A 24,395-nucleotide genomic window follows, 5' to 3' on the forward strand; every position below is an offset into this window, starting at 1 on the left:
ACCAGATTAGGAACTTGGATCTTATTCCGGTGAACAAATGTGAAATATAATTAGAAGTCTAATAAACAATAGATTCTTTGGTAAAATAATAATTTACTTAGAACAAAAATGATTAGAAGATATTTTAAAGATAATTGTTTTATTCAAATTGAGTTATTCATGAAATGAAATCACCGACTATAACATATTTTCTCTAAAGCGTTAATTATTTTAGTAAGTTTCATTAAAGGTAGTCGGAAAATTATTTTACTTTTAAATTAGGCAAAACACTGTTATAATAACTTTTGTGCAAGAATATAAATTAATAAAAAACCCCAAACATTTGTATCTTGCAAATATAAATGATAGGTGGTATTCACAAATGGAAGGCAATAAAAATTATCAGGTTTTATTGTATTATAACTATGTCCGAATTGAAGATCCTGAGGCATTTGCCAAAGAACATCTTCAATTTTGTAATGACTTAGAACTAAAGGGCCGCATTTTAGTTGCCCACGAAGGAATCAACGGGACGGTTTCCGGAACAGTTGAACAAACCAACAAATATATGGAAACGATGCATAATGATCCACAATTTGCTAATATGGCTTTTAAGGTTGATCCGCATGACGGGCACGCTTTTAAGAAAATGCATGTACGCCCTCGTAAAGAATTAGTCACACTTCGCTTAGAAGATGATATAAATCCGAAGAGAACAACAGGAAATTATTTAGAGCCAAAGGAATTTCTACAAGCGATGCGGGAAGAAGATACTGTCATTCTTGATGCTAGAAATGATTATGAATATGACCTTGGGCACTTTCGCGGTGCGATCCGGCCTGACATTGAAACATTCCGTGAATTACCGGGATGGGTACAAGAAAATAGTCATCTTCTTGAAGGCAAACGTATCCTAGCATATTGTACAGGTGGTATTCGTTGTGAGAAATTTTCCGGCTGGTTATTAAGAGAAGGCTTCGAGGATGTTTCGCAACTTCACGGTGGTATTATAACATACGGAAAGGATCCTGAGGTTCAAGGTGAACTATGGGATGGCAGATGTTATGTTTTTGATGAGCGCATTTCCGTACCAATAAACAGAAAAGAACATGTTACTGTCGGGGTTGATTATTTTGACGGCAAACCATGTGAACGTTACGTGAACTGTGCAGATCCAGATTGCAACAAACAAATTCTCTGTTCGGAAGAAAACGAACATAAATATATGCGCGGATGTACGCATGAATGCCGCACAAGCCCACGCAGCCTGTATATAAAAGAACATGACTTAGCTGAAGAAGAAATTCAACGCAGACTGGACATTATTGAAAGAGAAGAACAAATGAAACAAAAAGCGTAATAAAAAGACGGCCGTCATTGGCCGTCTTTTCATTTAAGTATTTTCTCTTAATAAGCTCTCGCCCAGTAGATCATTTCTTTTGCTTCTTTTCCACAGCAAACACATGTGTCAGCAACTTTTTCCTGTTCAAATGGGATACAGCGGGATGTTGCCTGGGTTTCCTCTTTAATTTTTTCCTCACAAGCTACATCGCCACACCACATTGCTTTAATGAAACCGGGATTTTCATCAAGCGTTTGATTAAATTCCTCCATTGTTGTTGCAGTACTTGTTTTACTGTCTCGATGAGCTAATGCTTTATTATACAAATTTTGCTGAACTTCCTCTAATACATTCGGCAAACGTTCCTTTAACTCATTAAGTGGAACAAATTCTTTTTCACCGGTATCGCGTCGTACAAGCACAACTTGATCTTTTTCAATATCTCTTGGTCCCATTTCAATCCGTACTGGGATCCCTTTCATTTCGGACTCATTAAACTTCCACCCAGGTGTTTTATCACTTGCATCGATATCGATACGAACAATGTCTTTGAGTTGATCACGAAGGTCATACGCTTTATCTAAAACACCTTCTTTATGTTGCGCTATTGGCAGGATTATAGCTTGAGTTGGAGCAATGCGTGGTGGCACAACCAATCCCCTATTATCTCCATGAACCATAATCAATGCGCCCATAATACGTGTTGAAAGACCCCATGATGTTTGATGGACAAATTGAGTATCACCATTTTCATCTAAATACGTAATATCAAATGCTTTTGCAAATTCCGGGCCAAAATGATGTGATGTTGCAGATTGCAATGCTCTCCCATCATGCATTAAACTTTCAATTGTTAATGTATATTTAGCTCCTGCAAATTTCTCTTTTTCCGTTTTACGTCCACGAATAACCGGGATTGCCAAATACTTCTCTGTCAAATCAGCATAAATACCTAACATTCTTTCTGTTTCCTCCGAAGCATCCTCGGCCGTAGCATGTGCAGTATGTCCTTCTTGCCAGTGAAATTCGGATGAACGCAAGAATGGGCGTGTCGTTTTTTCCCAGCGCACTACATTCGCCCATTGGTTATACAGCATTGGCAAATCTCGATAGGAATGGATGTTTTTAGAGTAGTATTCACAAAACAGCACTTCTGAAGTTGGACGCACTGCAATGCGCTCTGCTAATTCTTCATCCCCACCATGTGTTACCCAGGCAACTTCCGGTGCAAAACCTTCTACATGATCCTTTTCTTTTTGCAGGAGGCTTTCTGGTATAAATAATGGAAAGGCAACATTGGAATGCCCAGTTTCTTTAAATTTCCTATCTAACTCATCGCGGATGTTTTCCCAGATAGCATAACCATATGGCTTAATAATCATCGTTCCCCGCACTTGTCCATAATCAACTAATCCTGCTTGCTTTACAACATCTGTGTACCACTGTGCAAAGTTTTCTTCCATTGGCGTTACTTTTTCAACAAATTGTTTCTTTTTACTCAATCTACACACCTGCTTTATAACGTTATTTTGATTACTTTTTCATTTAGACATACAAAAAATCCTCCATCCAAAAAGGGACCGAGGTCTGGTGGTACCACCCTTGTTTACAGTAAATCATGCCACTGTACACTTTGTTTAATAACGGTCAGGTGACCGCGCACACCTTCTAGCCTGCTTAGCTTTTCTGATGGCGAACTTTAAGGTAGGTTCTAATCGTTTTCTTTAGAAATTTGCAGCAACCATTTCCTCTCTGAAAAGAAAACAAACTATACTAGTCCTTATCAACGTTTCATTTATACATTTCCTAATATATAGATATAAAAACCTAAAGTCAAGTTGGAGTAATGAAAGAAATAAAGTGGCTGAATGTTAACTGTCTTTTTAGACAACCTCCCCTTCAAATTAAAGCGTGTATTGACTTTCTTTAATTTCATGCGCTTGTCCGTACTTACGCATTGCTGCATGATAAGTCGGTCCAACCATTTCCGTATATGAAAATCCATATTCAATTCCTGTAGTGACAAAACCTTTAGCTTGTTTAACAGCTTCCACAATAGATTTTCCTTTTGCTAGGTAGGCGGTAATAGCTGCTGAATAGGAACAACCTGCACCGCTTGTATTTACTGTATCAATTCGAGGTGCTTCTAGTACGGTCAACTTTTTACCATCAAATAAGACATCAACTGCTGGTCCTTCTAATCTTCCGCCTTTGACCAGTACATAATTTGGGCCTAATTGATGAAGATCCTTTGCAGCCCGCTTTAAATCTTCCACCTTATTTAAGCTTCTTCCATCTAATAAGAAGGATGCTTCCGGCATGTTTGGTGTAATTAAAGTCGCTTGTGGCAATAGCTTTTCTTTTAATGCCTCAATTGCATCATCTTTTAAAAGCTTTGAATCTAACTTTCCAACCATAACTGGATCAACAACAATATTTTCGATTGAACTTTGATCGATCAATTCGGCAGTTTTTTCAATAACCTCTTTTGAGAAAAGCATTCCTGTTTTTAGAGCATCTGTGCCCACTTGCTTCATAGCTGTTGCAAATTGCGCTTCAATTGCTTCGATTGTCATTGGATGCACATTTTTATCGGTTTGCGGATGTCTTGCAACAATTGCCGTTACAACGCTCATTCCATAAACATCCAGTTCCTGAAATGTTTTCAAATCTGCTTGAATTCCTGCACTTCCCCCAGCAGCTGATCCCGCAATTGTTATGACACGTGAAGGATAATTCATATTCATATGTATCATTCCTTTCCCAATTAAAATATGATAGTAATTAAAAACCATATGATCATGGTTGCCTGAATGACTACTTTAGAAATAGCCCCTCCTAAAAAGCCAATTAAAGAACCAATCGACGCACGTAACGCTTGTAAGGGGGTTCTTCTTTGTAGCATTTCAATAATAAAAACTACAATAAAAGGGATAATCAAAATACCAAACGGCGGTATTATGAATGAACCTACGATTACAGCAATCGCTGCACCACGTTCGCCCCATTTGCTTCCTCCAAATCTTTTCACGAAATAACTATTTGCTATTATATCAGAAATAATTATTAATAAAGTAAGAATTAGCATTCCAATCCAGAACATCATTGTTAAATCGTCTCCGGATCCGGATAGAAAGAAATGATAAAGTAAAAATCCTCCCCAGAGCAACAATACTGATGGAATAATAGGATAAATCACACCAATGAAACTCAATATAAACAGAGCTACAATCAGAATCCATAGCAAAACATTCAATAACTTCTCCTCCTCTCCCTCTGGTATATGTAAAAATTTAATCTAGAAAAGCATCTCTATTTTACAACAGAGATGCTTTAAAAGATATTTGTTTTCTCCCTATTATTTTGTTTTAGCTTTATGATCAACCAATATAATAGATCCATTTACTAAATCATGTGCAGAAGCATCCATAATTTTTTCTAAAGAAAAGGCAACCTTCTCTCTTTCCTCTTTATTCTCTGCAACAAAAATTGGAACACCACCGGAAATTTGATCAGGATTCAATGTAACAACAGCAACGATTTCTGCCATTATGCCTTACCTCCTTTATATGCTTCTGTGGGCATACGAACTGAATTCTCCACAATAGGGGCCCCTTTAACAGCTCTAAGAATTTTTTGGGGATCCTTTTCACGTGGTAAAATGAAAATTGCTAATTTCCCGCTTTCTAAGTCAAGTTTCGCCATAGGTATCAGTGTAGGTTCACCTGAATCACGATAGACACCTAATAATGTGGACAAATTATGCAATAAAGCCTGACGCTGTCCAAGTCCCGAGAGCGTAACTTTGGAATTATCATTTTTAGGAGTAAGTACCAGACCAACTCCATTTTCTTTAATAATCTCAATATCCTCTCTTAAACCAACGTTCATGATGTAAATGGATTCTACAAATAAATCCGGATCTTCAATTTTCACATCTGCAATATGAACATCTGCAATATGTTCGATACTTTTTCCCTTTTGAAACATTTTAGCTACAAGTAATGATAAAATACCGGCAACTACACCCCAATACCATACGAATAAAACTGTAAACAGGGATGCGATAAGTGCACTAAAAATAACTAAATAGTTTCTTCCTTCAAAAACCATTGCTATCCCTTCAATATAGGCATTACCACGGGGAACAAGTTCTAAATCATCTATTTCCGTTAAAGTCTCCCTTTCCATTCTCCGGACATCTCTGAACTGTTGTGCAGCAAGTGTCAAAAAAGTAACAGCTGTATATTCTTTACTTAAAAGAGCCGGAACAACTAAAGCTCCTAATCCTGCTGCAATGACGCCTAATGACATATGAATAACTTTTCCATGCGGATATGTCGGATATTGGCGATAATCTGTACGAAGCAACATAATTTTAGCAATTATTCCAAACAGCAACCCAATTACAATGCCAAGAAATTCTGGCTCTTTGAGTATCGATAATGGCATTTAAATCCTTCCTTTAGCTCCAAAATAACTTATCGTTGTTAGGCTTTACTTTTTTTTATTTTTTATGAATTTGTGTAAGATAAGAATATAGTGCAAATAGAAATGAGGATTACTTAATTAATGAAACATCTGAAGAAAGACTTTGTAGCGTGGGTGATAGTTGTTTTATTTGTAATGATGGTTTTCACTATTTACCATCAAATGAATCAGAATAGATACGAATACATAGAAAACAAGGATGATGACTCGTACGAACAGCTTCATCCTATTGTCTCTGAAAAAATGGAGGAATTACTTGATAAAGCAGCTAAGCAAAATATTCATGTAGTGATTACTGAAACAGTACGGACGATGGAGAAGCAAGAAGAATTATATGCACAAGGAAGGTCGTCTGAGGGGAATATTATAACGTACGCTCAGGCAGGTGAATCCTATCATAATTATGGGTTGGCTATTGACTTTGCCATCGAAAATAGTCAAGGTGATGTGATCTGGGATACTTCCTATGATGGAAATAATAATGGAAAGTCCGATTGGTTAGAAGTAGCTGACATTGCAAAAGAACTGGGCTTTGAATGGGGTGGAGATTGGCCGAATTTCAAAGATTTTCCTCATTTACAAATGTCTTTTGGATTAAGTATTGAGGAATTAAAAAAGGGAAAGCGGCCGCTAAAGTAAAATAAATGTTTAAAATTAAAAAACCGCACAAAAAGTGTGGTTTTTTAACCATCTATTTTCTAGTTATTTGCGGCCATTTTGCAGCGTTCTAGAATATACACATAGAACCAGTGTCTTACTGAATCAATAAAATAATAGATATACGACGACCTGTCCGGTGGTCATTAATTACAAAACTTTTTCACCTTTATCTGTCTGTATATTCCTTTCGTTCTTGGTGGTTATTTTCTTCATCAGGTTTTGGATCCACTGTATGTTTATAACCATACCCCTTTGAAATTGTCACGAGAGATAAAACTAAAACGATTAATGTTATTATTATTGCTACAACAATATTTACTGTCACAACATCCATTTTATTTGCTCCTTATTTTAAATAATACCCTCTATTAAAATAACAATTCGTGTAGTGCATTACAAGTTTTTATTGTATCTAAATGGTTCTATCTTTTTCCACCCTTTTTCATCGAAAAAAGTTAATACAATAGGATTTGCAGTAGTAATTTGTGTTTCCATTTTCTCTAATTTCTTCCGATCAGCAAATTGTTTTACTTTTTGATATAAATGCTCGTCAATTCCTTTTTTCTGATAATCTTTACAAATAGAAAAACGATCAATATATAGCGTTCTTTTCGATAGATTGATATAAAATAAAACAAAGCCAACTACACTTCCTGACTTCTCAACAAGATAAATCTTTCCTATTTCGTCCTCGATTATTTGCACAAATAGCGCTTTATCAAGATTTACCTGCCTGTTAGATAGATGATCATTCACCGGGTTATCATGAATGCGTGCAATTTCACTAAAATCTTCTAGTCTGGCTTCTCGAATTTTATACATTATTCTCTCTCCTTATGCGTTTTCAAAAGGTTTTATTAATCCATACACAGCCTCTGTAAATGGCAGTTCCAATCCTTTTGCTTTGGCTAAACGAAGTGCTCCACCATGTAGATGATCTACTTCTAGCGTTAAATTCTTTCTGCGGTCTTGATGCATGGAGGATGTTGCATCACGATTTAGGTTCATGAAATTCTTTTTTGCTTTTTCTACATCTACATCAGTTAAATCCACCTCATATTTGTTAGCTAGCCGTTTCATCTCTTGCAAGATCATTTCAGCAACATAGAATGTTTCTTTATAGTCACAAATGGGGCCAATTGGTAAATTAGTTGCTGTCGTTATACCAGAAAAAGCAGTTATATACATATATTTCTTCCATAATTCAAGTGAAATTGCTTTACTATGAATCATTTTGATATTTGCTTGTTTACTAAGTTCTTCTAGCTGATTACAAATCGTTGTTTGAGCTGGCTCAAGTGGACCAAAAACCAGATTATGAAACGCGCTGGAATGTTCTACATGCCCTTTATTATTTAGTGTTGCAATAATAAAGCAAAGCCCGCCTAGAACAGCGTCTCTGCCAAGCTGTTCTTGAAGCACACTAACATGCTCTATCCCATTTAGAACAGGTAATACATTAGCTCCCTTTTCCACTAATTGTTTTACATCATCCATTGCCCCTTTGAGGTGGTACCCTTTAACACTTAAGAATACAAGATCTGCAGCATCAATTTCAGATGCGTTTGTAACAATTTTTGGGTTTTTGATCGCATAATCTCCTTTTGTACTTTTAATGTCAAGTCCATGATTCTGAATTTGCTCGGCCCTTTTTTTTCGAACTAAAAATGTGACCTTCGCCCCTGCTTCTTCAAATCTTCCGCCAAAATAGGCGCCTAAGGCTCCCGCCCCAATTACAACAATATGCATAAAAATCCTCTCCATGAATTAAGATTTATTATCACTATCGTACTTTGACTCCCAAACTTTTGTCTATATTTAATCCTGCGCTTTCATCATTTCTTAAAAACTGTCTTTAAAGATAAGCAAAAGTATAAGAGAAACAAACTATAACCGAGTATATCTTAGGATAACCTAGCTTATATCTATATATATAGTGATATGCTTGTTTTTTTCGAATTATCTAATAATATGAGGTTTGAATCTACAACTAAATAACTATACCATTGTATAATAAATGTAAAAAAATTCTCTCTAACATAATATTCTAATCCCTAGAAACATAGATAAAATAATGAAGACAATATGTTTTATGCTGGGAGCTAGAGACAATTTTTTATTTTTACTTTTTACTTGGTATTACACAATTTAAAGGGGGTTTATTCGAGATGAAGAAATTATTATTTTTTTTAGTACTAGGTTTATCTCTTATCCTTTTCACCGCATGTGGTTCAGACGATGCTAGCGGAGACGGGGGTGGTAACACCTTAGAAGAACTACAAGAAAAGGGAAAAATTAAAGTTGGTTTCGCCAATGAAAAACCATACGGTTATGAAAACGAAGACGGGGAATTAACTGGAGCGTCGGTAGAGACTGCCAAGGCTGTATTTGCTGAGCTCGGTATTGACGAAGTAGAAGGACACCTTGCAGATTATGATCAGCTTGTACCAGGATTACAAGCAAAGAAATTCGATGCAATCACATCTGGTATGGCGATTACACCAGAGCGTTGTGAAAGCGCTGCCTTTGCAGAACCTGATATGAAATATGGTGAGGGTTTAATTGTTCAAAAAGGAAATCCAAAAGATTTGCATAGCTATGAAGATATCGCAAATGACCCTGATGTAACTGTATCAGTCATGTCAGGAGCAACAGAGAATGATTTTCTAAAATCGGAAGGTGTGGATGAAAGCCAAATCCAAAGCGCTCCTGACATCCCTGCAACTTTTTCAGCAGTTGAATCTGGGCGTGCAGATGCAACAACCGGCACAGAAATGACAATCAAAATGGCTTTAGAATCTGCTAATAATGATAAATTAGAGTTCGTAGAAGATTTTGAGCAACCAGATATTGAAGGTGTACCTAGTTATGGTGCAGTAGCATTTCACCCAGAAAACGAAGAGCTTCTGGAAGCTTTTAATGAAAAACTCGCAGAATTGAAAGAAGACGGTACAATTGCACAAATTTTAGAAGATAATGGATTTAGTGCAGAGGCTAACTCTGTCGAAGATGGTGTTACAGCTGAAATGGTTTGTAATGGAGAAGAATAAGTATTATTCACTAATTTAGTTTATATTAGATGAAATGACTCCATAGGGTCCAACTCCCTCACCTAGGGGAGTCGGATCTTTTTTCTTTCTAAAAACCTACAATAATTTGTTAATGAATCATGACGATAGAAGGAGTGATTATAATTAGTGCGATAGGTGAGATCTTTCAGGAACTAATGAGAGGGGTAAATATAACAGTAACTATCCTGATTGCCTCTGCATTCTTCGGTTTTCTGATGGCCTTTGTAGCTGGTCTATGCCGGCTTTCAAATAATGCAATTATACGTGGATTTACTGGAATTTATGTAGAATTTTTCAGAGGGACATCTCTTATTGTCCAATTGTTTTGGTTATATTATGCTTTACCAATATTATTTGATATTCATTTAGGAAACGATTTTTGGGCGGGAGCTTTAGCAATCGGGTTAAACTACGGTGCATATATGTCTGAAATAGTCCGTGGGTCCATATTATCTGTTGCAAAAGGACAAACAGAGGCAGCAACCGCGCTAAACATGTCGCGATTTCAGCGAATGCGCCTTGTTATTTTGCCTCAAGCAGTACGGATGATGCTTCCTGAATTCGGAAACTATCTGATTCAAATGCTAAAGGCAACTTCCCTTGTTTCATTAATTGGATTAACGGATGTCTTATATTACGGTGATAATTTTAGAGATAATCACCTATCTTTAGCACCGACTGCTTATATAGCGGTACTCATATTCTATTTTATTCTTGCTCTTCCATTAATTTGGTTTACACGGAAAATGGAAAATGCTTCGAAGAAAGGGGTGGCTAGTTAATGAAGTGGGACGTATTTCTTGATGCTTTTCCAATTGTAATATCAGGTATAGGAATTACACTTGGTTTAACAATTGCCTCTTTTCTATTTGCTTTAATATTTGGCTTTTTTTGGACCTTTACGCAACGCATTCCCATAAAACCAATTGCCTGGATTTTTACATGGATAATGGAATTTATTCGATCCACCCCACCGCTCGTTCAACTATTTTTTATCTACTATGCTTATCCGATGGTACCACATATTGGAATGACACTTGATCCTTTCACAAGCGCAACCTTAGGTCTAGGCATTCATTTTAGTACCTATATTGGGGAAGTATATCGTTCTGGTATTGAGGGTGTAGAAAAAGGGCAATGGGAAGCTTCAACTGCTCTCAACTTTTCTACTCGCCAAAAATGGACAAAAGTCATTTTGCCACAAGCAATACCACCGACGATCCCAATGATTGGAAATTACTTAATTATCTTATTTAAGGAGGTTCCACTAGCTTCGACAATTGGGGTAATAGGTATCATGCAATTGGCACAGGATTATGGTGCAAAGTCATGGAACTATTTGGAACCATTAACGATTGTAGCAATTTTATTCCTAATTTTAAGCTATCCTTCAGCTATCCTTATTAATAAACTGGAGAAAAAAATGAACCGGCGATTCGATAAAAAAGAAGCTATTAAAACAACGCATAGTAGGGAAGGAGCAGTGATGTAATGATAGAATCAACAAAAACACATAAAGATGCACATAACTCATTTGAAGAAGCGGAACCGATCGTAACTTATAAAAACGTGCATAAATCATTTGGAGAGGTCGAAGTTTTAAAAGGGATAGACTTAGAAATTAAACCTGCGGAGAAAGTTGCCCTCATTGGTCCAAGTGGGTCGGGAAAAACCACCATTATTCGTATGTTAATGACACTAGAGCGGCCAACTTCAGGCCATATTATTGTCGATGGTAACTATTTATGGCATGTAGAAAAGAATGGAAAGCTTATCCCCGCAAATGAGAGGCATTTACGGGAAGTTCGCGGTGATATTGGAATGGTATTTCAACATTTTAATCTTTTTCCTCATATGACTATTTTAGAAAACTGTATGACCGCTCCGATACATGTACAAAAGGAAAACAAAGCATCAGCGAAACAACGTTCAATTGAAATGCTTGAAAAAGTTGGATTAGGTGATAAGTTAGAAGCTTACCCAAGCCAGCTCTCCGGTGGACAAAAACAACGGGTTGCAATGGCACGAGCCTCGTAATGCGCCCCAAAGTAATGTTATTTGATGAAGTGACATCAGCATTGGATCCAGAGCTTGTCGGGGAAGTACTTGAAGTGATTCGAGATATTGCACATGAAGGTGAAATGGCTATGATACTAGTTACGCATGAAATGGAATTCGCTCTAGAAATTGCCGACCGTGTGGTTTTCCTAGATGGCGGGGTCATTGCTGAACAAGGCAACCCTAGCGAGGTATTAGAGCATTCAGAAAACGAACGCCTTCAAAGCTTTTTAAAAAGATTTAGAGCCTAAAAAGGTTTGGGGACATAATAAAGTCCCCAAACCTTTTTAATTCCATGAAAATCCACTCATCCCTTATACTTATCCGTTTTATTTGTACATTCGATTTTAAATCATATGTATTCCATGTAACTTGAGGAAAATCCAAAAGTTCGAGATTCATCAGCTAAAAAAGCACTGCGAATACTCTTGCTTTCTTTGCCCCGCAATGCTTTCATTTCCTTTATTTTTCCGGATCATCACCAATAATTCTCACTTCCCGTTCTAACTGAACATCAAATTTTTCCTTTACAGTTTTTTGTACAAAATGAATTAAACCGATATATTCTTCTGCGGATGCATCATCTTTATTGACGATGAAACCAGCATGTTTTGTTGATACCTGCGCTCCGCCAATTTGTTTTCCTTGTAAATTACTATCTTGAATTAATTTCCCTGCAAAATATCCAGGAGGACGCTTAAACACACTCCCACAAGATGGATACTCAAGTGGCTGTTTTGATTCCCGTTTAAATGTGAGATCATCCATAACCGCTTTTATTTCATCGTAATTTCCATCTTTTAATGAAAACGTTGCTTCAAGCACGATGTACCCATTGTCTGGAATATTACTTGAGCGGTATTTTAAATCCAATTCATTGGCAGATAACGTAAGGAGATCACCATTCCTATCAACAACAACCGTACTTGTTAATACATCCTTTATTTCTCCGCCATACGCCCCAGCATTCATATATAAAGCACCACCAACAGAACCTGGAATTCCACAAGCAAACTCTAGCCCAGTTAATTTTTTGGCTAGTGCTTCTCTTGAAGCGTCAATGATACGAGCGCCACTTTGAGCAATCATTACTGTGTCATCCGCTTTAATCGTATTTAATTTTTTTAAGTTCATGATAATGCCCCGGATTCCACCGTCTTTCACAATTAAATTGGACCCATTTCCCAATAAGGTGAATGCGATATTCATTTTATTTGCAAGTTTTACAATTTGCTGCACCTGTACATATGTCTCTGGTGTCACAAAAAAATCGGCCTTCCCGCCTAAATGTGTGTACGTATGATTTTTCAAAGGTTCATTAACCATCACATTTTGCTTCGAAGTAATTTCTATTAGTTTTTCATACGTATGATGATCATTTACCACTTAAATCATTCCCTTTAATATTTTCTATTCTAAAAGGATGTTCAAAAAAGTGACCTGACGCACCTCTTTTTTTCCTTGTTACATTGTAAGTTATTCCATATTATTTTTCCATAGAAAAGAATGAATATATTGATCGACTTCTCCATCCTCATGTAATGCGCTATGACCTAAACCTTCTCTTTCAATCAAAATTTCCTCCAATTGGTCTGCCGGTATAATATCCTGTATCGAGGACACGCTTTCTGGCGTGGCCACCATATCTCCCGTACTGCTGATACTTAGTACAGAAATATTCCGAGGAAAATTCCCTTGCTTCTTCCGCAGCTGTTTAAGAGCAGTTGAATTAGGCTTTAAGTCAGTTGCCGCTTCATCATGATTAATTTGAAAATAATTTTCATTATAGATGCCGTCGAATGGACTTCCTAATGTAATTAGTTTCCCCACTGTAGGATATACGCTTGAATCTTGATATTCTTGTATATATTTAAGCGAGACAATGCCGCCCATGGAGTGCCCAACTAAGTTGATTGAATTTATATGATAAATTCCTTTCATATGCTCTAATACATTCGCTAGCCATCTTGTATTCGTTTCAAGGCCAGCCCGATTATTTTCGAAAATCACCTGTATAAATACTGGCTCCCTCTGGCTCTTATTAAGGTCATAAGCATGGATTTTCCCTTGAGGTGAAACGCGGTATATCAATGCTTTATTTCCCCATTTGTAATTTTTTTCGAATCGTTGTAGCATATGCCCAAACGAATTTTCTGTTCCTTTATAACCATGTAAAAAAATAGTCGGTTGAATCAAATGATCGGAACTAGCCGATTTAGGTATATATATAACAACGATTAGACCGATTAAAAAAATAAAAAAAGACGCAACACTAATAATATGTTTCCTTTTCAAAACGGTTACCCCACTTATGTTATTCAGTCAAAGAAGCTTTCGCTAAGCAATTCCTATTGACTATTTAATTATAGCATTTTAACCCTGTAAATGTCTTATTTATTGAAGGATTTATTATCAAAAATCAATATATAAGACAGAAGCTTTCAGAAGAGAAAACTGGGGAGATCTACGGAAAACGTAAAATAGATGTGGAGCCGCCAGTCTTTGGATTTATGAAGGCTAATTTGTGTTTCATACGTTTTTCAGTGTGAGGTAAAGAAAAAGGTAGAAAATGAATTAGGATTTGCGTTCATGGCAGGAAGCTTAAGAAAGTATACCGCCATGAACACAAATCCAACCATGATGATGAAAATAACTCAAACTCAAAAGGTTCCAACCATCAATTTTTGATGGTTGGAACCTTTTTTAAGATATTTTGGCTAGTTATGTTCCAGCTTCTTTCGTGTTCATTATAGACTATTTAAAGAATGGAATATTGGTTCCTGATTATCAAATGTTGCTATATATTTAAATCCTAATGATTTTAATAGTTCAATTGACTCCTTAAATTGATATGCCACCGTAGAAGCTACATGTGAATCAGAACCTAACGTAATGATTTCTCCTCCACAATCTTGATATAGTTTCAAAATATCGGGACTTGGCATACCACTATGTAAGCCATAACGGACACCAGATGTATTCAATTCGATTCCTTTGCCACTTGGAATAATTACTTTAAAAATTTCACTGATAGCATCATGAAAATCATGATCAGCTTTCTCCGTATATCTTTTTACTAAGTCAATATGTCCCATAATATTGAAATGTTTAAAATGGGTCACACAATAGAGCAGTTCTTCATAATACTGTGTATAAGCTTCATCGATTGTTTTATCTGCAAAGAAACTTCCTGAATGCAGATCCTTTTTATCAGCAGTATGCATCGAGCAAATAACAAAATCAAATCGCTCCCGTTCCATCAAATTCGTATAGTCTTGAATTTGATGTGGCTGCAGACCTAGCTCTACCCCCTTCTTAATACTTATTCTATTTTCATACAATTGTCTAAGCTCCTGTATTTTTTTATCGTACGCAGGTAAATCAAGATCAAAATCTATTGTCGGGTCAGGGTACTCATAGTCAATGTGCTCCGTAAAACAAATTTCACTCAAGCCTAGTTCAATCGCTCGCTGAACCGTTTCTTCCATGGGCGTTTTACAGTCAGCTGAAAAATCACTATGAAGATGGTAATCAAACATTTAGAAAATTCCTCCTTTAGTATTGACATTTAAAAATCTACATACTAGAATACTATATAACTTTAATTAGATAAAGTGATAAAGCGATAAAGTTCTTGGAAGGGAGTATTTTATGCAAACCTATATTTTTGACAAAACAAATGATACGGACATTGCCTTTTATCAAATACGTGAACGGCTAATCACCTTGCTGAGAAGTCGCTTTACTACTTATGGGTATAAGCAAATTCAAACGCCTACTTTTGAACCGTATGATTTATATACTACTGTAAATGGAACGATCAAGCTAGACGAAATGATTAAAGTTATTGATAATTCCGGCAAAGTATTAGTTATGCGACCTGACGTGACTATCCCAATTACACAACAAATAGCATCGAAATATAAACATTTATCAAAAGAAATACGATATTTCTACGTTACAGATGTTTTTAGACAAACGCCAGATGAGTCAAACAATAAGGAACGAACACAGGCAGGGATAGAGTACTTTGGAAACAATAGCCCTGAGGCTGATGCGGAAGTACTTTCCCTTGCTGTACACCTTCTGAAAGATTTGCATTTAACGAACTTTACTTTAGAGATTGGCCATGCAGGATTCACAAAGGAACTAATTTCAGAATTAGCCTTGTCTGATCAAGATCTGAAACAATTTAAACAATTAATTCAAGCGAAAAATACTAATGGTATTAAGCTTTTTTTAGCCGACCTGTCTATTGATCCGAAACTTCGTTATGCTATTGAAAATATTCCTCTGCTATACGGAGAGGCTGATGATGTCATCAAACGCGCGAAGGAAATTGCGTATAACGATAGTATGGTAAATAAGCTGCAAAATCTTGAAGAAGTTTGTACAGTGATTCAAGCGTATGGGTGCAAGCAGCATATTGTCATCGACTTAGGACTGATCAATCACATGGATTATTATTCGGATATTATCTTTCAAGGTTTTACCGAAAATGTAGGTAAACCAATTTTAATGGGAGGCAGATATGACAAACTGGCGACTCAATTTAATGCTTCCATCCCGGCAATCGGATTCGCTTGTGATATTGAAGCCTTACTAGACAGTACAAAAAATCATACTAAATCCTATCAGCCGCCAATTGATGTCGACATTTATTATGAAACGGATGAGCAGGAGTATGGACTGACAATAGCGAATGAATTACGTGAACAAAATTACCGTGTTCTAACTTTCCCAATCCCAGAAGCAAATAAGCATGAAAGTGCACAATGTACACTTTATCTTACAAGAAATAACAGTACATTATATCAGCAAAATAAATCCTGGTCATTTACCGATATAGAGAAATTAAACCAAATACTCCAGGAAGTAAAGGAGAGAATATAAAGTGGAATGTATCACGTTAGCATTAGCAAAAGGCCGTACTGCTAAGGGTGCAATAGCTATATTAAAAAGAGCAGGATTTCATTTCGCTGATTTTCATGAAAAAAGCAGAAAATTGGTTTTCTACGATACAAAAAAACAAATCAAACTAATATTCGTCAAAGCGGTCGATGTTCCTACTTATGTCGACAAAGGAGCAGCTGATATCGGTATAGCTGGTAAGGATAACATAATGGAAGCGCAGGTTGATCTTTATGAATTGCTTGATTTAAAGCTAGGTAAATGTAAATTTGCAGTAGCAGGCTTACCCGATCAAAAAATTGATCATACAACTGTTTTAACGGTTGCATCCAAGTACCCAAATGTTGCAGAGCACTACTTCGAACAAAAAGGAATAACCGTTGACACCATTAAACTAAACGGTTCTGTTGAATTAGCCCCTCTTATTGGGATGGCTGATGTTATCGTCGATATTGTGGAAACTGGAAATACCATAAATGAGAACGGACTAACTATAATTGAGGACATGGAACCAATCAGTACTAGACTAATTGTAAACAAGGCTAGCTTTGCTACAAAAACAAAAGAAATCCAACAAATCATTAAAAAATTAGAATCTGTTTTGGAGTGATCATAAATGCAAATCGTAACAGCCAAACAATACAAAAATGAAATACTGCGTGTCGCTTCCATTCAAAATGATACAAAGATAGATCAAGCAGTGTTAGAAATTATAGCTAACGTTAATAAAAACGGAGATGCTGCTTTAACTGCTTACTCGGCAAAATTTGATTGTGTAAATCTGGATCATTTCCTTGTCTCTAAAGAAGAAATTGATGAAGCTGAAAAACTTGTCGATTCTTTATTTCTAACTGCCATTCAGCGAGCAAAAGAAAACATTACACAATTTCACGAAGTTCAAAAGGAACAATCTTGGTTTATGAATAAAGAAGATGGTATTCTTCTCGGCCAAAAGGTCACCGCAATCGAAAAAGTAGGTGTATACATCCCAGGTGGTAAAGCCGCTTATCCATCTACTGTTTTAATGAATGTTATCCCTGCAAAAATAGCTGGAGTTGAATCTATTAACATTGTCACTCCTCCTCAGCCTGATGGTAAAGTCAACCCGCATGTTCTTGCAGCTAGTCGAATTGCCGGCGCAGACCGCATTTTTAAAGTTGGAGGAGCTCAAGCTATAGCAGCGCTCGCATACGGAACAGAATCAATCGAAAAAGTTGATAAAATTGTTGGTCCGGGAAACGCCTATGTTGCAAGTGCAAAAAAGTGGGTTTATGGTGATGTAGCGATTGATATGATAGCTGGTCCAAGTGAAATTTGCGTTGTTGCAGATGAAACAGCTAAGGCAGACTATGTAGCTGCTGACCTTCTGTCCCAAGCCGAACATGATGAGCGAGCTACTTCTATATGTATCACAACACATCAACAAATGGCTAAAGCCATACAACGTGAGATAAGTAAACAGGCTGAGCATTTAGAACGACAGACCATTATCCAGACATCACTTAAACAAAATGGACGTATTATTATTGCCGATACGTTACATGAGGCATTTGAATTAGTTAATGAGATTGCTCCAGAACATTTACAGCTAATGATAAAAAATCCTACTGAGAATATCTCCTATATTCGAAACGCAGGTGCTATTTTTCTGGGAAACTATTCCCCTGAACCTTTGGGAGATTATTTCGCTGGACCAAACCATACGTTGCCAACAAGTGGAACAGCCGCATTTTCCTCTCCATTAGGCGTTTATGATTTTATGAAAAAGTCAAGTATCATTCATTATTCAAAAGATGCATTACAAGCAGCTTCCAATCAAATTATAACTTTAGCAAATACAGAAGGACTATCAGCGCATGCCAATGCTATACGTATTAGAAAGGATGATGAAAATGCGCCAATTTGAATTAAACAGGAAGACAGCGGAAACATCCATTCATTTAAATTTTGCCATTGACGGTACCGGTAAAACAGACATTCAAACAGAGGTTGGCTTCTTTGATCATATGTTAGTTTTAATGTCAAAACACGGTCTATTTGACATGACACTACAATGCTCAGGCGACCTGGATGTCGATCAGCATCATACTGTCGAAGATATAGGAATTGTCTTTGGTCAAGCTTTTAAAAAATGCATAGGTAATAAAGCAGGGATTAACCGTTATGCCACTGTGACGTCACCTATGGATGAAGCACTATCTACTATTTCGATTGATATAAGCGGAAGATCACATCTTGTCTATCATGTTGACGGCCTAAAAGATAAAGTTGGTGATTTTGATACGGAACTGGTAGAGGAATTTTTTCATGGTTTTGTAAATCACGCACAAATCACGCTTCACATAAATCTAGCATATGGAAAAAACACACACCACATCATCGAATCGATTTTCAAGGGATTTGGCCGTGCTTTAGATGAAGCAACTCAAAAAAATTTACGTATTCAAGGAGTTCCGTCAACCAAGGGAACATTGTAAAACAACTACTACATGCGAAGGAGTTAAAATGATGATTCTTTTACCTGCAATTGATATAAGAAATGGGAAATGTGTCCGCCTTGTTCAAGGTGATTATAATAGAGAAAAAATTTATAGTGATTCCCCGACCGAAATTGCTAAAAGATGGATTAATAAAGGTGCCAAGGCTTTGCATATCGTTGATTTGGATGGGGCTAGAACGGGGAACTCAATCAATAGACCCGTTATAAAATTAATCGCACAGCAAGCCTCCATTCCCATCCAAGTTGGAGGTGGTATTCGCACAATGAACAATATTGAAGATTATATAGATGCGGGGGTCAACCGGGTTATTATTGGAACTGCAGCTATTAATGATCTGAACTTTTTAAAACAAGCCGTAACCCGTTTTGGTGAAACAATTGCTGTCTCTGTTGATGCAAGAAATGGTTATGTTGCAACAGATGGATGGACGGATACAAGTACCGTTAAAGCATTGGATTTAATAAAGAAATTAAGACAAATTGGAGTAAAAACAATTGTATACACTGATATTCTAAAAGATGGCATGTTAAAGGGCCCTAATTTCAAAGAATTACAAACGATTAATGAAGCCACATCCATTAATGTCATTGCTTCTGGTGGGGTCTCAAGCAAACAGGACGTTGAAAAACTTCAAGCTTCAAAACTATATGGAGCGATTATAGGAAAAGCACTATATGATGGCAGACTCTCTTTTGAGTCATTAGTGGGTGAAAACGCATGAAGAAGCGAATTATCCCTTGCTTAGATGTTGATAAAGGCAGAGTAGTAAAAGGAAAAAAATTCCAAAATATTCAAGATGTTGCAGACCCAATTGCATTAGCGCAAAAATATAACGAAGAAGGTGCCGATGAACTCGTCTTTTATGATATTACTGCATCAACGGAAAATAGAAACATTTTTATTGACCTAGTTGAAAAAATAGCTGCAGTAACATCCATCCCTTTTACTGTCGGCGGCGGTATTCGTACCCTGAAAGACATTCAGCTTGTACTCCAGGCTGGAGCAGATAAAGTGTCTATTAATAGCGCTGCTATTACTAACCCCTCCATCATTGAGGAAGCTTCAAAACGATTTGGAACATCCAAAATTGTTTTTGCGATGGATGCTAAACAAGTTGGAGCGGAAACATGGAACGTGTTCAGCAGTGGCGGTAAAAAAGATACAAAAATAGACGCAGTTGAATGGGCTATGACAGGTGAAAAATTGGGTGCCGGCGAAATTGTAGTAAATTCGATTGATGGAGATGGAGAAAAAAGAGGTTATAATCTCGCATTAACACAAAAAATTGTTGAGACAGTGAACATTCCTGTCGTAGCAAGTGGTGGTGCGGGCGAAGAAATCCACTTTACAACAATCCTCCAAAAAGGAAAAGCAGATGCAGCACTTGCTGCCTCGGTCTTCCATTATGGTGAAATAAAAATATCAGATTTAAAAGATTACTTAATAAACCAAAACATTCCCTTGAGGAGGAATACATGATGAAGGTAGACCTTCCAAATTTAACTTTTAATGAAAATGGACTGATTCCGGCAATTGTTCAAGATAACACAACTGGAAAAGTGCTCATGCTTGCCTATATGAATAATGAAGCTCTGGATAAAACAGTGGAAACAAAAGAAACCTGGTTTTTTAGTCGCTCAAGACAGGAGCTTTGGAATAAAGGAGCAACCTCAGGAAATAAACAAAAGCTAAAAGATATTTCTTATGACTGTGACCAGGATGCTTTATTAATTCAAGTGGAACCTTTAGGACCTGCTTGTCATACCGGTGAATCCTCCTGTTTTCACCAAAACCTATATCAAGAGGAGACTCAAAATAGAGAAGTTATTCACCAGTTAGTATCAAATATTAAAAAACGCCGCCAAAACCCAATAGACGGTTCCTATACAACTTATCTTTTCAAGGAAGGGCTTGATAAAATACTTAAGAAAATTGGCGAAGAGTCAAGTGAAGTAATCATCGGGGCTAAAAATCAAGATAAACAAGAAGTAACATGGGAAATTTCTGACCTCACCTATCACACTTTAGTTTTGATGGAACTCTCAGGCGTAACCATCCAGGACATTAAAGATGAGCTCAATAAAAGGCATATCCAAAAAGAAGGGAATAGAAATGAGTAAATTTTGGAGTTCCATGGTTAAGCGAACAGAACCATATATACCGGGGGAACAACTAAATGAGGAAAATATAATAAAATTAAATACGAATGAAAATCCTTATCCACCTTCTCCCGATGTTCTAAAATCAATTCAAAAAGAAATGGAGCATAAATTACAATTATATCCATCACCATCTGTTGATCATTTACGCCAAGCAATTGCGGCGCAACATGACGTAAAGAAGGAAAATATATTTGTGGGAAATGGATCTGATGAAGTATTAGCCTTTTCCTTTATGGCATTTTTTGAGCCAGGGAAAAAGATTCTCTTTCCAGAGATCACATATAGCTTTTATCCTGTTTACTCTAAATTATTTAATATACCGTTTGAAAAAATCCCATTAAATAGTGATTTCACTTTACCTAAAGAGGAATTTTTCCAATCAGAAGGTGGAGTGATATTCCCGAACCCAAATGCTCCAACTGGTGTTTATTTGTCCATTAGAGCTGTTGAGGAAATTGTGCAAAATAACCCTGGATGTGTCGTTGTTGTTGACGAAGCATATATTGATTTTGCTTCTGGTTCTGCTATTTCCCTGATCAATTCATACGATAATTTACTTGTTGTTCAAACGCTGTCAAAGTCTCGCTCTCTGGCTGGACTGCGGGTTGGCTTTGCACTAGGTAATGCAGCATTGATTCAAGCACTAACCCGAATAAAAGACTCTTTTAACTCCTATCCGATTGACCGATTAGCAATCGTAGGTGCAGAAGCTGCAATGCTGGATCACACTTATTTCAAACAAACAACCGAGCGAATTATTCAAACAAGAGAATGGGTTGCAAAGGAATTAAAAGATTATCATTTTCACGTCATTCCCTCTCAGGCGAATTTTCTTTTTGTCCGTCATAATGATCATCAGGCAAAAGATTTATACGAAAGGCTTAAACAAGAAGGTGTTGTGGTCCGTCATTTTGACAAAGATCCGATCGCTAATTATTTACGGATTACAATTGGTACCGATGAAGAAATGAAATTACTTTTCACAAAATTAGCTTTTATTCTAGATGAAGGGTGATTAAAGAGAAGCGCTTCTATTTTAGATCCCAAGTCTGCACAGTTGTTTTATGGATGGACTACGATAGTGGAATAAAAAACTATTTTCTTGTGGTCCAACTGGATTTGGCTGCTCATACCTTTGAAATCATAAAAAAATAGCAGGGGATTTGTACTGTATCCCAAAAGTTAGAGTGAAATCTAACTTTTGGGGTCACTTCCATATACCCTGCTATTTTTTATCCTGATTAAAATGCTAAATCTTACGTGGTCAATGTCTTTTCTTATTTACATCCTTCAAGAGAACTTTTTTGCAATCAAGGGGTTGCCTTTCCGCTTTATATTTTCTCTTTAATATCTGCTTTCTCTTTTAATTCTTCTGTTTTCTTTTGAATTGCCTTCCCCTTATTCTCTTGGGTAATTTGTGCTTTTAGTTGATCTTTTACTTCTTCAAATTTTGGTACGTCTTCGCCTTGTCCCTGTGCTTTGAACTGTTTATATTGGTCTTTTATTTCTTCGTCAGTTGGTTCAATATCCTTAAACTCTTTTTCTGCATATTCATTTAATTGTAGTTCAAAAGCCAATTGATCCTTCAATGTCTCTTCATCTAAGTGAAATTGTTTTAAAAAGGCTTTATACTGTTCCTCATCTTGTGACTTTAATTCTTCAATCTGTTTATCGACTTCCTTTTTAGGTACTTCTATTCCCTTGTTATCCACTTCCTGTTTAAGCAATTCTTGGCCTACCAGTGCCTCTAATGTTTGTTTTTTTAATTCTTTTTTATCCACTTTCTTTTGGCCCATTCCAGTCGCTTGCATTTTGATTTGCGGATAAATTGCATTATATTGATCACCTTTAACTTTTTCACCATTTATATGAAGGACAACTTTGTCATCCTTCACCTTTTCCTCGTCACTTATATCCAATTCTTGCATCGGTGCTTGTCCAGCAGTTTTCTCATCTTTTGTTTTATCGTCTTCTTTATCATCACCACATGCAGCTAAAATGACTGCAATACTGAGTGCTAAAGCTAACATCATTATTTTTTTCATATCCATTTACCCTCATTTCTTAACTTTGTCCTCTTAATTCAAACACATTTCCTATAGCAATAGCAAATAACTAAAAAGAGCTAAAATAGCCTAAAGCCTATTCTGACCGCATTTTCTGCGATACTTAACATTTGAATAACAAATAGCTCTAAATGTTCCTTACTTTTGCCACAGTCTTATCATAAAAGGGCAACCCGTCATTATACGGATTGCCCTTCATCGTTCATTAGTTATTTTAAACCTTCATCCACTTCTTTAATCATTTCTGACACGGACTCAAGTCCACCACCAGATAGATACCAGTAGTTCGGATCTAAATAAACAATATTATCATTTTTATATACCTTTGTTTTTTTCATCAACTCATTTTCAACGACCTGCTTAGCTGAAGATTCGCCTCCAATAACAGCTCCTCGGTCTATTACATATAGTAAATCAGGATCTTGCTCTGTTACATACTCAAATGAAACATTCATACCATGTGTAGAAGCTTCAATATTTTCATCTACAGCTGGAACACCGAATACATCATGAATAAGTCCAAATCTGGAGTTTGGCCCGTATGCGCTAATTTTATCATCATTCGCTAAAATAATAAGTGCCTTTTGATCACTTGATTCAGCCTTTTGTTTCAAATCGGCGATCGAATCCTCAATAGCTGCTAATTCCTTCTCAACCTCTTCTTCTTTATTAAAAATTTCTCCTATTGTTGCTAAATTTTCCTTAAATGAGTCCATATATCGTGTAGTATCTACCCCAAGATAAATGGTTGGTGCAATGTCTTTTAATTGATCATATAAATCTGATTGTCTTCCGGAAATGATAATTAGCCCTGGGTCAACCTCAGCAATTTTTTCAAAGTCCGGTTCCTTCAAGCTCCCAACATTTTCATAATCTTCACTTCCATATTTTTCTAAGTATGTTGGAATCGTCGCTTGTGGAACTCCTGTTACATCAATACCAAGTTGATCCAATGTATCTAACGTACCAAAATCAAAGACTACTACATTTTCCGGATTTTTTGGTACTTCCGTTTCACCAAGTTCATGTTTGACAGTAATAGTTTCTTTATCGGAGTCATCTTTACCTTTATCTTCATTCTTTTCCCCTGAAGCTCCGCAAGCAGAAATAAGTATCATGATAGCACTCAAAGCTAATAATAATGTGAATTTTTT

The 24,395-nt window shown here is 36.5% G+C and carries 26 protein-coding genes, 2 pseudogenes and 1 other annotated feature; of the genes and pseudogenes, 15 read left to right on the forward strand and 13 right to left on the reverse strand.

The window, feature by feature from the left end; genetic code table 11:
* Positions 1 to 361 precede the first annotated feature (361 nt).
* Positions 362 to 1,339, forward strand: coding sequence for an oxygen-dependent tRNA uridine(34) hydroxylase TrhO (gene trhO, locus GZ63_RS0111315; RefSeq protein WP_029269602.1), 978 nt, complete (start codon positions 362 to 364; stop codon positions 1,337 to 1,339).
* A gap of 47 nt (positions 1,340 to 1,386) precedes the next feature.
* On the opposite strand, the gene proS is transcribed toward trhO, so the two are convergent.
* From proS to GZ63_RS0111340, 5 genes are all read right to left on the reverse strand, one after another.
* Entirely contained in the window at positions 1,387 to 2,784 is a 1,398-nt protein-coding gene (proS, locus tag GZ63_RS0111320; RefSeq protein WP_390337480.1) for a proline--tRNA ligase, read from the reverse strand.
* Between the two features lie 109 nt (positions 2,785 to 2,893).
* Positions 2,894 to 3,117: a binding site (T-box leader), on the reverse strand.
* A 108-nt stretch (positions 3,118 to 3,225) separates the two neighbouring features.
* On the reverse strand, positions 3,226 to 4,062 hold the full coding sequence (gene thiD, locus GZ63_RS0111325) for a bifunctional hydroxymethylpyrimidine kinase/phosphomethylpyrimidine kinase (protein ID WP_029269606.1): 837 nt from the start codon (positions 4,060 to 4,062) through the stop codon (positions 3,226 to 3,228).
* Positions 4,063 to 4,088: 26 nt separating this feature from the next.
* Positions 4,089 to 4,577, reverse strand: coding sequence for a DUF456 domain-containing protein (locus tag GZ63_RS0111330; RefSeq protein ID WP_029269608.1), 489 nt, complete (start codon positions 4,575 to 4,577; stop codon positions 4,089 to 4,091).
* Between the two features lie 102 nt (positions 4,578 to 4,679).
* On the reverse strand, positions 4,680 to 4,871 hold the full coding sequence (locus tag GZ63_RS0111335) for a capping complex subunit for YIEGIA (RefSeq protein WP_029269610.1): 192 nt from the start codon (positions 4,869 to 4,871) through the stop codon (positions 4,680 to 4,682).
* Positions 4,871 to 5,773: a YIEGIA family protein gene (locus GZ63_RS0111340; protein WP_029269612.1), complete on the reverse strand. Its 903-nt coding sequence runs from the start codon at positions 5,771 to 5,773 to the stop codon at positions 4,871 to 4,873. The genes GZ63_RS0111335 and GZ63_RS0111340 overlap by 1 nt, the downstream gene beginning before the upstream one ends.
* 120 nt (positions 5,774 to 5,893) lie before the next feature.
* Between GZ63_RS0111340 and GZ63_RS0111345 the strand changes: the two genes are divergently transcribed.
* The gene (locus GZ63_RS0111345; protein ID WP_029269614.1) at positions 5,894 to 6,451 is read left to right on the forward strand and encodes a M15 family metallopeptidase; all 558 of its coding nucleotides are present in this window, start codon (positions 5,894 to 5,896) and stop codon (positions 6,449 to 6,451) included.
* A gap of 187 nt (positions 6,452 to 6,638) precedes the next feature.
* Here GZ63_RS0111345 and ytzI read toward each other — a convergent pair whose 3' ends face one another.
* The 3 genes from ytzI to GZ63_RS0111360 are packed head-to-tail and all read right to left on the reverse strand — an operon-like array spanning position 6,639 to position 8,221.
* Positions 6,639 to 6,806 carry a YtzI protein gene (ytzI, locus tag GZ63_RS17470; protein ID WP_084179239.1) on the reverse strand — a complete coding sequence of 56 codons (168 nt, stop codon included), beginning with the start codon at positions 6,804 to 6,806 and terminating at the stop codon, positions 6,639 to 6,641.
* Positions 6,807 to 6,865: 59 nt separating this feature from the next.
* Positions 6,866 to 7,294, reverse strand: coding sequence for a GNAT family N-acetyltransferase (locus GZ63_RS0111355; protein WP_029269616.1), 429 nt, complete (start codon positions 7,292 to 7,294; stop codon positions 6,866 to 6,868).
* Between the two features lie 12 nt (positions 7,295 to 7,306).
* On the reverse strand, positions 7,307 to 8,221 hold the full coding sequence (locus tag GZ63_RS0111360) for a ketopantoate reductase family protein (RefSeq protein WP_029269618.1): 915 nt from the start codon (positions 8,219 to 8,221) through the stop codon (positions 7,307 to 7,309).
* A 419-nt stretch (positions 8,222 to 8,640) separates the two neighbouring features.
* Between GZ63_RS0111360 and ehuB the strand changes: the two genes are divergently transcribed.
* The 4 genes and pseudogenes from ehuB to ehuA all read left to right on the forward strand — a co-directional run bounded on the left by ehuB (position 8,641) and on the right by ehuA (position 11,852).
* Complete coding sequence (gene ehuB / locus GZ63_RS0111365; protein WP_029269620.1) at positions 8,641 to 9,522, forward strand: ectoine/hydroxyectoine ABC transporter substrate-binding protein EhuB; 882 nt, start codon at positions 8,641 to 8,643, stop codon at positions 9,520 to 9,522.
* A 176-nt stretch (positions 9,523 to 9,698) separates the two neighbouring features.
* Positions 9,699 to 10,325 carry an amino acid ABC transporter permease gene (locus GZ63_RS0111370; protein WP_029269622.1) on the forward strand — a complete coding sequence of 209 codons (627 nt, stop codon included), beginning with the start codon at positions 9,699 to 9,701 and terminating at the stop codon, positions 10,323 to 10,325.
* Positions 10,325 to 11,035, forward strand: a complete 711-nt coding sequence (gene ehuD, locus GZ63_RS0111375; protein ID WP_029269624.1) for an ectoine/hydroxyectoine ABC transporter permease subunit EhuD — start codon at positions 10,325 to 10,327, stop codon at positions 11,033 to 11,035. Before GZ63_RS0111370 ends, ehuD begins: the two co-directional genes overlap by 1 nt.
* Positions 11,035 to 11,852: pseudogene (gene ehuA / locus GZ63_RS16730) on the forward strand (ectoine/hydroxyectoine ABC transporter ATP-binding protein EhuA). Before ehuD ends, ehuA begins: the two are co-directional and overlap by 1 nt.
* 211 nt (positions 11,853 to 12,063) lie before the next feature.
* On the opposite strand, the gene murB reads toward ehuA, so the two are convergent.
* Complete coding sequence (murB, locus tag GZ63_RS0111385; protein WP_029269625.1) at positions 12,064 to 12,987, reverse strand: UDP-N-acetylmuramate dehydrogenase; 924 nt, start codon at positions 12,985 to 12,987, stop codon at positions 12,064 to 12,066.
* Positions 12,988 to 13,077: 90 nt separating this feature from the next.
* The gene (locus GZ63_RS0111390; protein WP_029269627.1) at positions 13,078 to 13,896 is read right to left on the reverse strand and encodes an alpha/beta hydrolase; all 819 of its coding nucleotides are present in this window, start codon (positions 13,894 to 13,896) and stop codon (positions 13,078 to 13,080) included.
* A 119-nt stretch (positions 13,897 to 14,015) separates the two neighbouring features.
* On the opposite strand from GZ63_RS0111390, the pseudogene GZ63_RS17475 reads away from it, so the two are divergent.
* Positions 14,016 to 14,289: pseudogene (locus tag GZ63_RS17475) on the forward strand (hypothetical protein); the annotation flags it as partial.
* Between the two features lie 59 nt (positions 14,290 to 14,348).
* Here GZ63_RS17475 and GZ63_RS0111395 read toward each other — a convergent pair.
* Positions 14,349 to 15,140: a histidinol-phosphatase HisJ family protein gene (locus tag GZ63_RS0111395; RefSeq protein ID WP_029269629.1), complete on the reverse strand. Its 792-nt coding sequence runs from the start codon at positions 15,138 to 15,140 to the stop codon at positions 14,349 to 14,351.
* Positions 15,141 to 15,252: 112 nt separating this feature from the next.
* On the opposite strand from GZ63_RS0111395, the gene hisZ reads away from it, so the two are divergent.
* Genes hisZ through hisC form a run of 8 tightly spaced genes read left to right on the forward strand, consistent with a single transcriptional unit; the run spans position 15,253 to position 22,190 of the window.
* Positions 15,253 to 16,494, forward strand: coding sequence for an ATP phosphoribosyltransferase regulatory subunit (gene hisZ, locus GZ63_RS0111400; RefSeq protein ID WP_029269630.1), 1,242 nt, complete (start codon positions 15,253 to 15,255; stop codon positions 16,492 to 16,494).
* Position 16,495: 1 nt separating this feature from the next.
* Positions 16,496 to 17,122 carry an ATP phosphoribosyltransferase gene (gene hisG, locus GZ63_RS0111405; protein ID WP_029269631.1) on the forward strand — a complete coding sequence of 209 codons (627 nt, stop codon included), beginning with the start codon at positions 16,496 to 16,498 and terminating at the stop codon, positions 17,120 to 17,122.
* A 6-nt stretch (positions 17,123 to 17,128) separates the two neighbouring features.
* The gene (gene hisD, locus GZ63_RS0111410) at positions 17,129 to 18,418 is read left to right on the forward strand and encodes a histidinol dehydrogenase (RefSeq protein ID WP_029269633.1); all 1,290 of its coding nucleotides are present in this window, start codon (positions 17,129 to 17,131) and stop codon (positions 18,416 to 18,418) included.
* Complete coding sequence (gene hisB / locus GZ63_RS0111415) at positions 18,405 to 18,989, forward strand: imidazoleglycerol-phosphate dehydratase HisB (protein ID WP_029269635.1); 585 nt, start codon at positions 18,405 to 18,407, stop codon at positions 18,987 to 18,989. The genes hisD and hisB overlap by 14 nt, the downstream gene beginning before the upstream one ends.
* 31 nt (positions 18,990 to 19,020) lie before the next feature.
* Entirely contained in the window at positions 19,021 to 19,734 is a 714-nt protein-coding gene (gene hisA / locus GZ63_RS0111420; protein ID WP_029269637.1) for a 1-(5-phosphoribosyl)-5-[(5-phosphoribosylamino)methylideneamino]imidazole-4-carboxamide isomerase, read from the forward strand.
* Positions 19,731 to 20,492: an imidazole glycerol phosphate synthase subunit HisF gene (gene hisF, locus GZ63_RS0111425; protein WP_029269639.1), complete on the forward strand. Its 762-nt coding sequence runs from the start codon at positions 19,731 to 19,733 to the stop codon at positions 20,490 to 20,492. Before hisA ends, hisF begins: the two co-directional genes overlap by 4 nt.
* Positions 20,492 to 21,133, forward strand: a complete 642-nt coding sequence (hisIE, locus tag GZ63_RS0111430; protein WP_390337468.1) for a bifunctional phosphoribosyl-AMP cyclohydrolase/phosphoribosyl-ATP diphosphatase HisIE — start codon at positions 20,492 to 20,494, stop codon at positions 21,131 to 21,133. The genes hisF and hisIE overlap by 1 nt, the downstream gene beginning before the upstream one ends.
* A complete protein-coding gene (hisC, locus tag GZ63_RS0111435; protein ID WP_029269643.1) occupies positions 21,126 to 22,190 on the forward strand; it encodes a histidinol-phosphate transaminase in 1,065 nt (354 codons plus the stop codon). Before hisIE ends, hisC begins: the two co-directional genes overlap by 8 nt.
* A 316-nt stretch (positions 22,191 to 22,506) precedes the next feature.
* Here the strand turns inward: hisC and GZ63_RS0111440 are convergent, their stop codons facing one another.
* Together GZ63_RS0111440 and GZ63_RS0111445 are read right to left on the reverse strand one after the other, a co-directional pair.
* Complete coding sequence (locus GZ63_RS0111440) at positions 22,507 to 23,220, reverse strand: SurA N-terminal domain-containing protein (RefSeq protein ID WP_029269645.1); 714 nt, start codon at positions 23,218 to 23,220, stop codon at positions 22,507 to 22,509.
* A gap of 230 nt (positions 23,221 to 23,450) precedes the next feature.
* A partial coding sequence (locus GZ63_RS0111445) for a siderophore ABC transporter substrate-binding protein (protein ID WP_318842380.1) occupies positions 23,451 to 24,395 on the reverse strand: 945 nt, incomplete at its 5' end.

Source organism: Virgibacillus alimentarius, assembly GCF_000709085.1.
Taxonomy (GTDB): Bacteria; Bacillota; Bacilli; order Bacillales; family Amphibacillaceae; genus Virgibacillus_B; species Virgibacillus_B alimentarius.

Bases quoted from the DNA above. Each gene is read 5' to 3' on its own strand.
- GZ63_RS0111360 (WP_029269618.1), bottom strand. From the start codon at position 8,221: ATGCATATTGTTGTAATTGGGGCGGGAGCCTTAGGCGCCTATTTTGGC.
- hisC (WP_029269643.1), top strand. From the start codon at position 21,126: ATGAGTAAATTTTGGAGTTCCATGGTTAAGCGAACAGAACCATATATA.
- GZ63_RS0111395 (WP_029269629.1), bottom strand. From the start codon at position 15,140: ATGTTTGATTACCATCTTCATAGTGATTTTTCAGCTGACTGTAAAACG.
- hisZ (WP_029269630.1), top strand. From the start codon at position 15,253: ATGCAAACCTATATTTTTGACAAAACAAATGATACGGACATTGCCTTT.
- GZ63_RS0111345 (WP_029269614.1), top strand. From the start codon at position 5,894: ATGAAACATCTGAAGAAAGACTTTGTAGCGTGGGTGATAGTTGTTTTA.
- hisA (WP_029269637.1), top strand. From the start codon at position 19,021: ATGATTCTTTTACCTGCAATTGATATAAGAAATGGGAAATGTGTCCGC.
- GZ63_RS0111335 (WP_029269610.1), bottom strand. From the start codon at position 4,871: ATGGCAGAAATCGTTGCTGTTGTTACATTGAATCCTGATCAAATTTCC.
- ehuB (WP_029269620.1), top strand. From the start codon at position 8,641: ATGAAGAAATTATTATTTTTTTTAGTACTAGGTTTATCTCTTATCCTT.
- hisD (WP_029269633.1), top strand. From the start codon at position 17,129: ATGCAAATCGTAACAGCCAAACAATACAAAAATGAAATACTGCGTGTC.
- trhO (WP_029269602.1), top strand. From the start codon at position 362: ATGGAAGGCAATAAAAATTATCAGGTTTTATTGTATTATAACTATGTC.
- ytzI (WP_084179239.1), bottom strand. From the start codon at position 6,806: ATGGATGTTGTGACAGTAAATATTGTTGTAGCAATAATAATAACATTA.
- thiD (WP_029269606.1), bottom strand. From the start codon at position 4,062: ATGAATTATCCTTCACGTGTCATAACAATTGCGGGATCAGCTGCTGGG.
- ehuD (WP_029269624.1), top strand. From the start codon at position 10,325: ATGAAGTGGGACGTATTTCTTGATGCTTTTCCAATTGTAATATCAGGT.
- proS (WP_390337480.1), bottom strand. From the start codon at position 2,784: ATGGAAGAAAACTTTGCACAGTGGTACACAGATGTTGTAAAGCAAGCA.
- GZ63_RS0111370 (WP_029269622.1), top strand. From the start codon at position 9,699: ATGAGAGGGGTAAATATAACAGTAACTATCCTGATTGCCTCTGCATTC.
- GZ63_RS0111440 (WP_029269645.1), bottom strand. From the start codon at position 23,220: ATGAAAAAAATAATGATGTTAGCTTTAGCACTCAGTATTGCAGTCATT.
- hisIE (WP_390337468.1), top strand. From the start codon at position 20,492: ATGAAGGTAGACCTTCCAAATTTAACTTTTAATGAAAATGGACTGATT.
- GZ63_RS0111355 (WP_029269616.1), bottom strand. From the start codon at position 7,294: ATGTATAAAATTCGAGAAGCCAGACTAGAAGATTTTAGTGAAATTGCA.
- hisF (WP_029269639.1), top strand. From the start codon at position 19,731: ATGAAGAAGCGAATTATCCCTTGCTTAGATGTTGATAAAGGCAGAGTA.
- GZ63_RS0111340 (WP_029269612.1), bottom strand. From the start codon at position 5,773: ATGCCATTATCGATACTCAAAGAGCCAGAATTTCTTGGCATTGTAATT.
- hisB (WP_029269635.1), top strand. From the start codon at position 18,405: ATGCGCCAATTTGAATTAAACAGGAAGACAGCGGAAACATCCATTCAT.